The sequence below is a fragment of the Ensifer sp. R1-3 genome (assembly GCF_056739175.1).
This window is the reverse complement of sequence record NZ_CP096515.1, coordinates 560,492-574,096: the sequence shown is the minus strand read 5'-3', so window position 1 is coordinate 574,096 and position 13,605 is coordinate 560,492. Positions and strand designations below refer to the sequence as shown.

The window sequence follows — 13,605 nt, the reverse complement described above, 5'->3', positions numbered from 1 at the left end:
GTCGTCCTTTCAACGCCCGCGGCAGGCGCCGGCTCAACCCGCTTCGGATGCGGGCGCGGTGTAGCGCCGGCGCACCGCCTCGGCCAGCCTCTGCCGGCTTTCGGCGGGCGAGAGCGAACGATCCTCTTCTATGCCTGCCGCCTCCCCGGCCAATTCCTCGTCGCCGATGCGTTCCTCGAACCACTTCGAGTAGTCGCCGCGACGCAAATGGTGCTCCCAGGTCCTGTCGTCTATGCCTTCGGCGATCTGCAGAAACATCGTCAGATTGTGGGCGCGCAAATTCATCTCGTTCTTCGGACCGCGGAAATAGAAGCTTGCCTCCTCGCCCAACCGGCCCTCCGCATATTTGCGCGTATGCCGCTTGCGGGCTTCCCGGGGTTGTTCGGCCTTGATCCGCCGAACCGGCGTGGGCGGCGTGCGCCGCCAGAAAAGAACCTCGTCTTCCCCGAAAGAAGCGTCCAGCCCGGCCGGCAGCGCCTCGTCGAAGACGGAGCATATCGTCGCGATTACGTCGCGCGCCTTTGGACCGAGCGCTGCGACCGCAGTGATCTCCTTGAGCGCATCCGGTGAGACGGAATCCGGATGGACCGTGATCATGATCATGCCGGAGCGGTCGTCGGAAAGCGCGAGCGAGGCACTGTCGCGCGCTGCCGGCATGAGGTGATGGGCCTCGTCGATAATCAGCCAATGCGGCCTGCCCGTCCTGGCACGCAGCGCCGACAGGTCCGGCATCAGGTTGGCGAAGAACTCGGGCCGGTCGTTGGGTTCGACGCCTGTTGCGCTGACGACGACGTTGTCGTCCGGATTGGCCAGCAGCTCCAGCACCTCCCTGCCCGTAGGCGCGACAGACCCGTTACCCACGGTCACGGCGCCTTCAAGCCCCTCATAGTCGCCCTCGGGATCGAATATGCAGAGCTGGAAGTGCCGCTCCCGTAATCGCTCCGCAAGGGCGGTCGCCAGCCTCGACTTGCCGATGCCGGAACTCCCCGCGATCAGCAGCACGTCCTGCGGTCCGATCTCCACTTGCCCCTCGTCATCCTCACCGATCGGCACCTGGTGACGGGCACTCGCGCACAACGCATAGTCGGACTCCATGATCCGGTTCATCAGTTGCTCGACGCCGGCCCCGCGCACACCCTCGAGGACCACGTCGGCCGTATCCTTGAGCGCCGGCAGGGCGTTGGCGACCGCGGCTCCGCAGCCGCACATCCTTAAAAGCGCGTGATCGTTCTCGGCATCGCCTACCCCCACCACATTGAGAAAGGAAAGCCCCATCTCCTTGAGGGCCGCCTTGAGCCCCGTGGCCTTGTTCACCCCCGTCGGAAGCACCATGACGGCGCCCTTGTTGAAGATGATCTCAAGTTCGAGGCCGAGTTCGTTGATCGCCTCGAGCGCGGCTGTCTGGAACGGCTCCCAGGTGGCGACGATGGAACGGCCGACCGACATCCTGTCGACGCCCTTCTCCTTGAGGCGCTCGATGAAGGCCTCCGGCGGCGAGGGTGCAAGCAGCCGCTCCTCCCCGGTTTCCGGCGTATAGAGCAGCGCGCCGTTCTCGACGACGACCTTGTCGAACACGTCGATTTCGGGAAACACGCTCTTGAGGTCCGGCAGCTCGCGCCCGGTCACGAGCAGAAGCTTGCGCCCGCTCTCCTTCAGCCTCTTCAAGGTCTCCAGAGTTTCAGGACGGACGGCACCGTAGTCTGCAAGTGTGCCGTCGTAATCCGTCGCAAGAGCCATGACATACATCTGCGCGCCGCCTCCTTCTGTCGCCGGCCGCCAGATCCGCTCGATCGTTAGCCGCCGCTATTGTCGTGCTGCACGGTGGAACGTGCAAGGCCAAGGCTGGTTCCGGCCCGCAAGGCCGCCTGTCGCCGCAAGCTTCGTTCAAAGCCGCCAACCTCCACTCACGACGAAGGGAACGCGAGCGCCCTCGCAGAGCGGCACGCTGCTATAGGCTTTGACGCTCTGCCCGTCCGGCAGCGCCAGTGTGAGAGCGAAGCGTTCGCCCTCGAAGACCGAGGAGAGAACCCGCATCGGAATGCCTTCGCTATCCCGATGAACCTGCTCCGGACGGACGAGCACGTCGGAAAGCGGCCCCCCGCCTGCATGCTCCTCCCCCGCGGGCATCTCACCAAGCGCGGCGCCGAGGAGCGGCCAATCGAGCGCACGCGCCCCTCCCTCCGGCAAATTCAACCGCACGATCGCGCCGCGACCGATCAAACCCCCGACGACCCGCCCCTCCGGCCGCGCATAGATTTCCGCCGGCGGCGCCACCTGAAGAAGCTTGCCTTCCGACATCACCGCGACATCGGTCGCAAGCGCCATCGCCTCGGCCTGGTCGTGAGTCACATAGATCATCGTCGCACCGGAGCGCTCGTGAAAGGCGCGGAAGGTCTCCTCCATCGACTTCCTCAAATGCTGATCGAGATTGGCGAGGGGCTCATCGAGCAGCACCACGTCCGGTTCCGTGACCAGGCAGCGCGCCAGCGCCACACGCTGCCGCTGACCGCCGGAAAGCACAGCCGGCCGCCGATCGGCGAAATCCGTAAGCTTCACCAGCGAAAGCGCGTCGCCTACCCGCTTGCGCCAGGCTTCCCTGGAAATGCCGCGGACCTTCAACGGGTAGCCGACATTCTCCGCCACCGTCATATGCGGCCAGAGCGCATAGGACTGAAACACCATCGCCATGTTGCGCTTTTCCGGCGGCAGCACGCGGGTTGCATCCGAAAGCCTGCGCTCGCCGAGCTCGATCGAGCCGTCCGTCGGCTGCTCGAAGCCGGCGATCATCCGGAGCACCGTCGTCTTGCCGCAGCCGGAAGGCCCGAGCAGTGCGAGAAATCCCTGCTTGCGCAGCGCCAGCGACACGTCCGAAACAGCCGGCCTTACCCGGTCTGCACCTTTGCCGCCGAAGTCCTTGGTCAGGTGGTTGAGGATCAATTGCGCCATGGCAGCACGCCCTCCGGCAGGTATTTCGCGAGGAATTCGAGCGCCGCCATCAACCCGATGACCATGACGACGACGAGCACGGAGAGCGCCGAGGCAAGATCGGAAGAGCCGCTGTCGTCGAGATTGAAGATCGCGACGCCGAGCGTCTGCGTGCCGGCGGACCACAGGAGCGCCGAGACGGTCAATTCGTTCGCCGCGATTAGGAAGACGAGGATGACCGAGGCGCCGGCGGCCGGGGCCAGAAGCGGCAGCAGAACGTCGCGCATACGGCGCAGGAACCCCGCACCCGCAAGCCGCGCCGCCTCTTCGAGCGAGGGATCCATCTGCAGGAAGGCGCTCATCACCGGCTTGAGGCTCACGGCAAGGAAGGAGGAGAAATAGGCGGCAAGAATGATCCAGATCGTACCGTAGAGCGAAACGCCGATCAGCGGCAGCGGTGCCGCGAAGGCAAGGATGAAGGCGACGGCGAGCACGATGCCGGGCAGCGCATAGGGGATCTCGATCAGGATCGCCAGCAGACTGGCAAGCCGCCCGCGTCGCGTCACGAGCAGGTAACCGGCCGGTATGGTGACCGCAAGCAGGCCGACTGCAGCGGCGGAGGCGAGGAAGAGGGAGTTCTTGAGCGCCGTCAGCGTCATCGACTGGCGGAAGAGTACTTCCCCATAGGCGTTCAAGGACATGGTGTCGAAACTGAGCGGCACGCCGTAGGCCGGCACCAGGGAACTTGCGACGAGCGCCAGGAGCGGCGCGACCAGCAGCAGCGCCAGGATTGACCAAAGCAGCGCCTCCGCGGCGATCCGCAAGCGCCCGAGCGTGAAGGCGGCCCTCGCGCCGGCAAGGCCGATCAGGCGATAGTCCCTGCCCTTGAGCGCTCGCTGCTGCAGCAGCAGCCCTGCTGCGGAAATCAGGGCGATCAGCGTCGAAAGCACGGCGATCTCGCCGAAGGTGGACGAACCGAAACTCGCAAACCGGCTGAAGATCAAGGTCGGCAGCGTCTCGATCGCGGCGGGTATGCCGAGTATCGCCGGAATACCGAAATTGCCGATACCGGAGACGAAGGCGATCGCCGCTCCGGCGATGAGCCCCGGAGAGGAAAGCGGCAGAACGATGTCGCGGAAGACGCGCCAGGGCGAGGCGCCGGAAAGCCGCGCCGCCTCGACCCCGTCGCGCGGGGCCGCTGCAAGTCCGGCTTTGACCGCCAGGAAGACGAGCGGCGCATGCTGTACGCCGAGAAGCAAGGCGATCCCCGCAAGCGAATAGAGTGGCTGCGGGCTGCCGAGCGGCGGTGCAAGCCCCAGCGTCTTGAGCAGGGGGCTCGATGGACCCGACATCTCCACCCAGGCGAGCGCCGTCACCTGCGGCGGGATCATCATCGGCAGCATGAAGGCGAAGCTCAGGGCAAGCTTGCCGCGGATATCCGTAAGCGCAACGACAAAGGCGAAGAGTGCCCCGACGAAGAGCGAGATCGCCATGCCGCCCGCCGCCGTAATCAGCGTATTGCGGAGCGCCGCGAAGGTCGCCGCCTCGAAGAGCACCCTCACCGCCTCGCCTCCTTCGAGCCCCTTGATACCGGCCCATCCGAGTCGGATCAGCGGCAGCGCCGAAAGCAGAAAGACTGCGCCGAACACCAATGCCAGGAGCCATGCGGGCTCCCCGCCCGCGGACATGCGCTGGCCACGAAGTCGAAAATATGCCGCTCGCCACCCCGTCCCGGCCTTCGAGGAGTTCGTCTTAGGTGATCGATCTTCCGTCACGTAGGGTGACGGCGGCACCTCGAAGCCGCGCAGCGTCCGCGTCAGCGCCTTCGGTAGCGGGGCCCGGGTCGGTTCCCTGCTCCGCTCGGCCCCCTCCTCCGTCGCGCCGCCGAATGCGAACCGAAGCCACCGCCAGGACCGCGCCTTTGCCATTACGCGCAGAGGGCGCCCCAGCATTTTCAAGCCGGAACCTCCCTCGGCATTCGGGTCCGCAGCCGGCGTGCGAGGTACCCGGCGCCGGCTGCGGGCGATCTCGTCAGTGTCCGGCATCGGAAGGTCAGTTGGTACCAAAAATGCCGGAGAAGGTTTTCAGATCCGCCTCGGAGTTCTTGACGGCTTCGGCAGCATCGACGGGAAGCACCTTGATCGTCTCGCGCGCCGGAAAGCCCGCCGGCAAGGCCATGCCGTCGCGCGCCGGGATATAGCCCATTTTCACGGCCACCTGCTGGCCCTCCTCGGAGAGCAGGAAATCGACGAATTTCTTTGCTGTCTCCGGATTCCTTGCGGTCTTCAGAACGGCGACCGGCTCCGTGACGGCGGAAACGCCCTCCGCCGGGAAGACGAATTCCACCGGCGCACCCTTGGCCCTCTCACGGATGGCCATGAAATCGACCACCATGCCATAGGCCTTCTCGCCGGTCGCGACCGCTTTCAATACGCCGCCATTGCCGCCGGCAGCAGTCGCGCCGTTTTCGGCGAGCGCCTTGTAATAGTCCCAGCCGAGCCCGCCGATGCCGGCAAGCGTCTGCGCATGGATCAGCGCCGCACCCGAGGTGAGCGGGCTCGGCATGGTAACGAGACCCTTGGCCTCCGGCTTCGCAAGATCCTGCCAGCCGGTCGGCTTCATCGAAGCGGAAGCGTTGTAGATGATGCCGGTGGTGATCATCTTCGTCGAATAATAGGCGCCTTCCCCATCGAAGAGCGAGGCGTCATAAGCCGCCGCTTCCGGAGATTTGTAGGGCATCAGATGTCCCGCTTCCTTCAGCCGTTGCATCGTCACCGTATCGGCGATCAGAAGCACGTCCGCCACCGGGTTGCCCGCCTCGATCTCGGCCATCAGCTTGGCCATGATCTTCGTCGTCCCCTCCCGCACCCACTCGACCTCGACACCCGGATTCGCCGCCTCGAACGCATCGACCGTCGCCTGCGCGTCCTCGTTCGGCTGGCTGGTGTAGAGCACGAGGCTTTCAGCGAAAGCGGCAGTGGACAGAAGGCCGGCGACGAGCGCGGCGGCGACGGCAGGGAGAAGCGTTTTCATGAGTTTGCCCTCGGTCGGAGAAAGATCGCGCCGAGGGATAGAGCGGGTGTTTTACAGGGATGTGACAGCGAAAAGCCGGAAGAACCTCAGCTCGTCCGCCGGCCGGAGCATTCCCCCGAATGTTTTCGAACGATCCCTCGAGAATATTATTTGCGATTCAAATCAGCGGCTTGATCGTATTTTCCGGACGGGGTGAGGCCCTCGCACAATTAAATTCGGTTCATCCATTGCATATCTCGAAGCAGCGTTTATATATAGCTCATCGAAACTTGCTTGTGACCTTTGTCTACGCGCCGAAGCGCTTCGTCAGATTTCCTCTCAATATCGATCATACCGGACTGATATTCGTCCGGGAACTCTAGCGATTGAAAGGAAATCGTTATGAACTCAGGCACCGTAAAGTGGTTCAACAGCACCAAGGGCTTCGGCTTCATTCAGCCCGACGATGGCGCTACGGACGTATTCGTGCACGCCTCCGCCGTTGAACGCGCTGGAATGCGTTCGCTCGTAGAAGGCCAGAAGGTTACCTACGACATCGTCCGCGACACCAAGTCCGGCAAGAGCTCGGCAGACAATCTGCGGGCCGCATAAATTCGTCATTCGCCTCCGCTGACCACGGATGTACTGGCAGGGAGCGTTTGAATGACGGGGGCGCCCTAGCGCGTCTGAAAAGACGCGCGGCGCTCAAGAGGAGGTCGGGGTAACGCCCGGCCTTTTTTGCTTGTGCCGCCCTCCGGGTGGCATGGACGAAGGAGGTGGCCATGGGCCGGAACACCTACAGCGTTGGCGACAGTGTCGTCCTGAGAGCCGATCTCACGCGCACGGCTGCTGCGGACCGGACCTGCCGCATCGTGTCGATCCTGCCCGCGGCCGAACATGGGGAAGCGCAGTATCGGGTGCGGTTCGGAACGGAGAACTTCGAGCGGCGCATCTTCGAACACGACATCGATCCTTCGGAAACGGCTTCGCCGGTTCAGGAACATGGCCAGGCGGCATCGCTCGACGGTAAGCCCTGGTTCAAACCCTTGAGCATCAGGACGCCGAAATAAAGAACCCAATCAGCAATCCCATAAATACGGAAAGGATCTACTTTGCAGGTACTCGTCAGGGACAACAACATCGACCAGGCTCTTCGCGTTCTCAAGAAGAAGATGCAGCGTGAAGGCGTCTTCCGCGAAATGAAGATGCGCAGCGCCTACGAAAAGCCGTCCGAAAAGCGCGTCCGCGAAAAGGCCGAAGCTGTCCGCCGCACCCGCAAGCTGGCGCGCAAGAAGCTTCAGCGAGAAGGCCTGCTGCCGTCGCCGAAGAAAGTCGCCCGCGCGCGCTGAGGCGCGCCGCTCCGGCTGCACAACAGCTGCGGCGATCTTTGCACGTCTGCCGCTGTAGGCTGGTACCACTTTGCGACGCGCCCTTGCGCGTCGTTTTCATGCGTGAAGTCGCTCTGTCCCCTCTGCGGCGTTTCCTTCGACACTGCGATCCCTTTTCCTGCGCCTTTGCAGCCCCCAGACCCACAACGCGGCCGCGCGCCGTCACCTCGACCAGGCCGATGACGGACTTCCACCGAGGGCGTTGCGGACAAGCGTACTTTTCCCTTCCCGAATCCGCGCTATAGTCACTGGGGGTTTGGCCCAAGGAAATGTCGCATGACGCTCACCCTCTATCTTCATCCGCTCGCATCCTTCTGTCACAAGGTGCTGATCGCGCTTTACGAAGCCGGCACTCCGTTCAAGCCGCAGGTCGTGGACCTCGGGAACCCGGCGGAGCATGCGCGCTATCTGGAGGTCTGGCCGGTCGGCAAGATCCCCGTGTTGCACGACAGTGCGCGCGACAGGACGGTGCCGGAAACCTCGGTGATCATCGAATATCTCGACCAGCATTACCCCGGAGCGCAGCCGCTGATCCCGCGCGACGACGCCCTGGCGCTCGAGGCGCGGCTCTGGGACCGCTTCTTCGACCTTTACGTCCAGGTGCCGATGCAGAAGATCGTGACCGACACGCTCCGCGCTTCCGGCGAGAACGACCGGCGCGGCGTCGCCGATGCGCAAGCGTCGCTCGCGACCGCCTATGATCTTGCCGAACGCCACTTCAGGGACCGGCGCTTTGCCGCTGGGGAAAGCTTCTCGATCGCCGACTGCGCCGCCGCGCCCGCCCTCTTCTATGCCGGGATCGTGGCCCCGTTCGACGGCACGCATCCAAGCCTCGGCGCCTATTTCGAGCGCCTGCTGGAGCGCCCCTCCTTCCAGCGCACGCTGGCCGAGGCGCGGCCTTATTTCCCGCTCTTTCCCTATAAGGACGCGATACCCGCGAGATTCCTCTAACATCCCTACTCGACCAAAAACACAAGGAGCGAGATAATGGAATATCGTCGGCTCGGCCGCTCCGGGCTCAAGATCTCGACCATCACCATGGGCACGATGACGATCGGCGGCGGCGGCAAGTTCGCCCAGGTCGGCGATGTCGGCATCGCGGACGCCCGCCGCTATGTCGACCTCTGCCTGGATGCGGGCGTCAATCTGATCGATACGGCGGACATCTATTCGACCGGCGCCTGCGAGGAGATCATCGGCGAGGTTCTCGGCGGAAAGCGCAAGGACGGTGTGCTCATCGCCACCAAGGCACGCTTCTCCATGGGCCCGGGTCCGAATGACGGCGGTCTTTCGCGCCATCACCTGATCAGCGCCTGCGAGGCGAGCCTCAAGCGGCTGAAGACCGATGTGATCGACCTCTACCAGGTGCATGAATGGGACGGCCAGACGCCGCTCGAGGAAACGATGGAAGCGCTCGATACGCTCGTGCGCCAGGGAAAGGTGCGCTATATCGGCTGCTCCAACTATTCCGGCTGGCACATCATGAAGGCACTCGGCATCAGTGCGCTCGAACATCGCCAGCGCTTCGTCAGCCAACAGATTCATTACACGCTCGAAGCACGCGAGGCCGAGTACGAACTGGTCCCGATCTCGATCGACCAGGGTCTCGGCATCCTCGTCTGGAGCCCGCTTGCGGGCGGCCTTCTGTCAGGCAAGCACAGGCGCGGACAGTCGCCGGAAGGCACCCGCCAGCTTGCCGGCTGGAACGAGCCGCCGATCCGCGACGAGGAACGGCTGTGGAAGATCGTCGACATGCTGGTGGCGATCGCCGCCGAGCGCAACGTGTCCCCGGCGCAGATCGCGCTCGCCTGGCTTATCGGCCGCGATGCCGTCACCTCGGTGATCATCGGCGGGCGCACCGAGGACCAGTTCCGCGACAATCTCGCCGCCGCCGGCCTGAAGCTCACCGACGAGGAACGCGAACTCCTCGACGCCGTCAGCCTGCCGCCGGTGCTCTATCCCTATTGGCATCAGCTCTGGACCGCCAAGGACCGCCTCGGCGAAGCCGATCTGTCGCTGCTCGGGCCGCATATCTGAGTGACGGCAGGACTTTATGAACCCGCGGCCGCCCCTCATCCGCCTGCCGGCACCTTCTCCCCGCAAGCGGGGCGAAGGAGACTCGCGGTAGCCGCTCGAAATTTCTCCGCAACCGTTCATCGGAACTGAGTGAATGCCGCTTGTCCCTTCTCCCCGCTTGCGGGGAGAAGGTGGCGGCAGCCGGATGAGGGGCAATACCCAGAGCCTGCCGCGACTTCCGCCTAGGCCGCCTGCGCGACCTCGCCGCGAACGAGATCGCCCAGCCGGCGGATGCCCTCGTCGATCATCCTGTCGTTGGCGCAGGAGAAGCTGAGCCGCAGGGTGTTTTCGCCGGAGCCGTCGGCGAAGAAGGCGCGGCCGGGGACGAAAGCCACCTTGGCCGTCTGGATCGACTTGGCGAGCAGCTCAGCGCCGTCGCTCCCCTTCGGTAGCGTCACCCAGATGAACATGCCGCCTTCGGGCTTCGTCCAGGTGACGCCGGCGGGCATGTATTTTTCGAGCGCCGACAGCATCGCGTCACGCCGCTGCCGGTAGGCCTTGTGGATCTTGGCCACCTGCTCCTCGAAGCCGCGCTCGGCAACGGTCGCGATCGCCATCTGGTTGATCGTGGAGGAGTGAAGGTCGGCGGCCTGCTTCATCAGCACCAGCTTGCGGATCACCGGTTCGGCGGCGCAGATCCAGCCGACGCGAAGGCCAGGCGCCAGTGTCTTCGAGAAGCTGCCGCAATAGATCGTGCGGGTGCTGTTTATGTCGCCTTTGCGGGCGATCTCAAGTGCAAGGATCGGCGGGATCGCCTCGCCGTCATAACGCAGCGACTGGTAGGCCGCATCCTCGATGATGGCGATGTCGAGCTCCTCGGCAAGTTCGAGGACGCGCTCGCGCCCGGCGCGGCCCACCGTCTCGCCGGTCGGGTTGGCGAAGTCGGCCGAGAGATAGGCGAACTTGACGCGCCCGCCCGCTTCCGCTGCGGCCTGGGCATAGGCTGCCGGCGTCCGGTTACCGGCGGGGTTCAGCTGATCGTAGCTAGGTTCATAGGCGTTGAAGGCCTGCAGCGCACCGAGATAGGTCGGCCAGGTGACGAGCGCCGTGTCTTTCGGCGACAGAAACAGCTTGCCGAGATAATCGAGCCCCTGCTGCGACCCGGAGGTGATGAAGATGTTGTCGACGCTCGCCGGAATGCCAAGTGCCGCCATCTGCCCGGCGAGCCACTCGCGAAGCGGGCGATAGCCCTCGCTTATCGAATATTGCAGCGCGGCACCGACCGACGGCCCACCGAAAATCTCGGCATAAGCCTCTCTGAACGCATCATTCGGAAAAAGCTCCGGATCGGGAATTCCGCCCGCAAACGAAATGATGTCGGGGCGATCGAGCAGCTTCAGCAATTCGCGGATCTCCGAAGCCTTCATCCGGCTCGAGCGCGTGGCGAAAATGCTTTCCCAATCCAGCATGGAGGTCCTCCCGGTTGCACCCGAGGGACATGAACACAGCGCAATATTTAAGTCAATATTCCTGACCTATCTTGTTGAACTCTCGACCGTCCCTTTGATCGGGCAAACGAGTGCGGAGCCGCGCCGTCTCCTTCGCCCCGCCTGCGGGGAGAAGGTGCCGGCAGGCGGATGAGGGGCGGCCGCGAATTCATAAGGGTTGCCACCGCTCAGATATGCGGCAGCGGCCCAGAACTGATGCCATTAGGGATGGAGTACCGGTGGCAGGCTGACGGCGTCGAGGAGTTCGCGCTCCGGGTAACAGCGTCAAAAACAGCGGTCGTCGCGGCTTGAAATGCCAACGATCGGCCCGGATGCGCTCCGGTCAGCAGGAGGCGGCAAATGTCTCCTGATATTTAAGCTTCACCCTCGTCGAAATAGCTGCAGACCAAGAGAAACGAAATCCCGGCCAAGATAAGCAAGTCGAAAAGAGCGAAGTGCTGTATGATCGTGGACATAGTGCTCCTCCTACCCACAATGGTATCAGAACACAATTTTCGCGTTTTTGGAAGAAAATTCGCAGAATAACTGCCGAAGGAGAACTCTATTCTTTATTTTTCTTGCATCGCAACATTCATACTGCGCCGCAAAAGAGAATCCGGAAAGAGGTTTTCGCCCGGATACGCCCGTCTCAAGAGCTATGCCGGCTGGACCGACTTCACGCTGCCGCTGCTGTCCACGATGCAGGTAAACTTGCGACCGGCGGCATCGAGGTCGACGCTGTAGCTCGTCGCATCGAGCTGTCGAGAACTCATCGGCAGGACCTTGGCGCCGCCGGCCTGGGCGACCACGGCATTGGCGCACAGGAGCTGGAGGTCGGCGGGGGCTGTCTGGAGGCTCGTGCGGGCCATTTCCTGAGGCTCAGGGTTCGATTGGCATGCGGCAAGAAGCAAGGCCGCAGCCACCACAGACGCTTGAATTGGACGGCTTCCCACGTTACTCGTCGACAAATCCACATCCTCCGGTCTTGGCACATATAGCCCGTATCTTCGCGCTCTCGCCCGTCCGGCCGCGTTTCGGCCGGTCACACGCCCTTATAGAGCGCAGCCCCCTGCATCAGCACGATGACCTTCGCGCCCACCCCGACGCGCGAATGCAGGTCGATAATGTCATCATTGTTCATTCTTATGCACCCGGAGGAAACGTCCAGCCCGATCGTCCAGGGCTCCACCGTACCATGGATGCGGTAGATCGTATCGTTATCACCTTCGTAAAGGTAGAGCGCGCGAGCGCCTAGCGGATTGTCAGGCCCGCCCGGCATGCCGCCTGCCCATTTTGCCGCGTTCGGATCGCGCGCGACCATCTCGGGCGGCGGCGTCCAGGTCGGCCACTCGGCCGTGCGCCCCACCCGAACGATGCCCGCCCAGCCGAAACCTTCGCGGCCTACGCCGATACCGTAGCGAATGGCCTGACCGCCGGGCTGCACGAGATAGAGGAAATGCTGGTTGCCATCGATGATGATCGTGCCCGGGACTTCGGCCGTGCGGAACGGCACCATCTGCCGGCGAAAGGCCTCGGGAACCTGATTGTTTCGCGCAAAATATTGCCGCGCTTTCCTCTTGTCGTAGTTCACCCATTTCTTCGTCTTGGAATCGTAGATCTGCGTTTGGGCAAGCGCTGCAAGCGGAACGAGGCAAAGACCGAGGAGAAGCAGCGCCTTGCCGAATTTACGGCGGCCTGCCTGTCTTTTCGAGAGCGTCTGGATCATCGTCATTTCGCCCATCCGTCGATCCGTTCCGCGTGGCTTTCAACCCATTTCCTGGCGTAGTCCGCAGGGGCCTGTCGCTCGACTTCGAGCGCATAGCTCATCGCCGTCACTTCATCCGGCGAGAAGTCCACCTTCTGAAGGAACTGCGCGACTTCCGGATGCTTCTTTGCGAAGGCCGTCGCATAGCCGATCTGAAACTGCCCGGCGTCCCAGGCCGTGGCGGCGCTCGACTTGCTGACCCATAGCGGGTCGTTCGGCGGCGCGATCTTCCATTTCGCCGGGTCGTGAGGCGGCTCCTCGAGCCGGGAGATCTGGTGCAGCTTGAAAACGTGGTGCGGAGCGTAGCAGTAGAAGACCATCGGCCGCGCGGTCGCTATCGCCGCGTCGACCGCCGCCATCGCTACTTCCTCCTTGGCCTCGACGAGCGTCAGGTTCGCCGCATAGCCGTAGCCCGCCGCCCGCGCCCGTTCGATGCCCGTCGAAAGCCATTCGGCGGCACCGATCCACATTTCGCCGCGCCCGTCGCCGTCGGTATCCAGGATCTTGGTCTTGGCCGGATCGCCGAGATCCGCGACGGACTTGATCGTCGCAGCCGCTTCCGGCGTGGCGCAAATCCCCTGCCATGCCGGTACCGCACGCTCGCTAAGCGTCACGACGCCTTTTTCGGTCACGAATTTGCGGACGAGTTCGTCGAAATTCGGCCGCCAAACCTCCGGCTGGATATCGACCTCCCCCTTTTCGAGGCCGATGAAGGCGGTCAGCGTCCCGAGTTCGCGCACCTCCGCCTCAAGGCTGAATTTCTTGGCGATGCCGAGCTTGAGAATATTCGCGGCTGCCTGTCCGGATGGCCAGGGCGGCATTGCGATCACCAGATCCGCCGCCGCTGCCGGCGCAGCCACGGCCAACGCCAGCGCCGCCGCACAAAGGAACTCCCGGCCTCTCCCCACAGTGCCCCCCCGAAAAGGTTTATCTGAACGTCGTCCCGATACGAATGCCTGCTGAGCTTTATCTTCCCTGGCGCGCACAATGCACGGCTTGCCGAGTCACGTCA

13 protein-coding genes are annotated in these 13,605 nt (G+C 63.6%); 5 read left to right on the top strand and 8 right to left on the bottom strand.

The features are described 5' to 3' along the window. Nucleotides 1-33: 33 nt before the first annotated feature. From M1D43_RS02785 to M1D43_RS02770, 4 genes are all read right to left on the bottom strand, one after another. Nucleotides 34-1,746 carry an HAD-IIB family hydrolase gene (locus tag M1D43_RS02785; protein WP_010969667.1) on the bottom strand — a complete coding sequence of 571 codons (1,713 nt, stop codon included), beginning with the start codon at nucleotides 1,744-1,746 and terminating at the stop codon, nucleotides 34-36. A 138-nt stretch (nucleotides 1,747-1,884) separates the two neighbouring features. Further along, entirely contained in the window at nucleotides 1,885-2,946 is a 1,062-nt protein-coding gene (locus M1D43_RS02780; protein WP_153313816.1) for an ABC transporter ATP-binding protein, read from the bottom strand. Continuing rightward, on the bottom strand, nucleotides 2,934-4,970 hold the full coding sequence (locus tag M1D43_RS02775; RefSeq protein ID WP_153320901.1) for an ABC transporter permease: 2,037 nt from the start codon (nucleotides 4,968-4,970) through the stop codon (nucleotides 2,934-2,936). The genes M1D43_RS02780 and M1D43_RS02775 overlap by 13 nt, the downstream gene beginning before the upstream one ends. Nucleotides 4,971-4,977: 7 nt before the next feature. Beyond that, entirely contained in the window at nucleotides 4,978-5,958 is a 981-nt protein-coding gene (locus M1D43_RS02770) for an ABC transporter substrate-binding protein (protein WP_153313818.1), read from the bottom strand. A 381-nt stretch (nucleotides 5,959-6,339) separates the two neighbouring features. Here M1D43_RS02770 and M1D43_RS02765 point away from each other — a divergent pair, with 381 nt between their 5' ends. The 5 genes from M1D43_RS02765 to M1D43_RS02745 all read left to right on the top strand — a co-directional run bounded on the left by M1D43_RS02765 (nucleotide 6,340) and on the right by M1D43_RS02745 (nucleotide 9,362). After that, entirely contained in the window at nucleotides 6,340-6,549 is a 210-nt protein-coding gene (locus M1D43_RS02765; protein ID WP_003537120.1) for a cold-shock protein, read from the top strand. A gap of 170 nt (nucleotides 6,550-6,719) precedes the next feature. Continuing rightward, nucleotides 6,720-7,007: a hypothetical protein gene (locus M1D43_RS02760; RefSeq protein ID WP_003537122.1), complete on the top strand. Its 288-nt coding sequence runs from the start codon at nucleotides 6,720-6,722 to the stop codon at nucleotides 7,005-7,007. 42 nt (nucleotides 7,008-7,049) lie between these two features. Next, nucleotides 7,050-7,286, top strand: a complete 237-nt coding sequence (gene rpsU / locus M1D43_RS02755; protein WP_003537123.1) for a 30S ribosomal protein S21 — start codon at nucleotides 7,050-7,052, stop codon at nucleotides 7,284-7,286. Between the two features lie 315 nt (nucleotides 7,287-7,601). Continuing rightward, complete coding sequence (locus M1D43_RS02750) at nucleotides 7,602-8,276, top strand: glutathione S-transferase family protein (protein WP_153313819.1); 675 nt, start codon at nucleotides 7,602-7,604, stop codon at nucleotides 8,274-8,276. A 36-nt stretch (nucleotides 8,277-8,312) separates the two neighbouring features. After that, a complete protein-coding gene (locus M1D43_RS02745) occupies nucleotides 8,313-9,362 on the top strand; it encodes an aldo/keto reductase (RefSeq protein WP_010969672.1) in 1,050 nt (349 codons plus the stop codon). 221 nt (nucleotides 9,363-9,583) lie between these two features. On the opposite strand, the gene M1D43_RS02740 is transcribed toward M1D43_RS02745, so the two are convergent. The 4 genes from M1D43_RS02740 to M1D43_RS02725 form a co-directional block, all read right to left on the bottom strand. Beyond that, entirely contained in the window at nucleotides 9,584-10,810 is a 1,227-nt protein-coding gene (locus M1D43_RS02740; RefSeq protein WP_010969673.1) for an aminotransferase-like domain-containing protein, read from the bottom strand. Nucleotides 10,811-11,484: 674 nt separating this feature from the next. Then, nucleotides 11,485-11,820 (bottom strand): hypothetical protein, encoded by a 336-nt coding sequence (locus M1D43_RS02735; protein ID WP_013844623.1) that lies wholly within the window; start codon nucleotides 11,818-11,820, stop codon nucleotides 11,485-11,487. A 50-nt stretch (nucleotides 11,821-11,870) separates the two neighbouring features. Then, nucleotides 11,871-12,569 carry a L,D-transpeptidase gene (locus tag M1D43_RS02730; RefSeq protein ID WP_010969675.1) on the bottom strand — a complete coding sequence of 233 codons (699 nt, stop codon included), beginning with the start codon at nucleotides 12,567-12,569 and terminating at the stop codon, nucleotides 11,871-11,873. Then, nucleotides 12,557-13,501, bottom strand: coding sequence for an ABC transporter substrate-binding protein (locus tag M1D43_RS02725; protein WP_010969676.1), 945 nt, complete (start codon nucleotides 13,499-13,501; stop codon nucleotides 12,557-12,559). Before M1D43_RS02725 ends, M1D43_RS02730 begins: the two co-directional genes overlap by 13 nt. Nucleotides 13,502-13,605 lie beyond the last annotated feature (104 nt).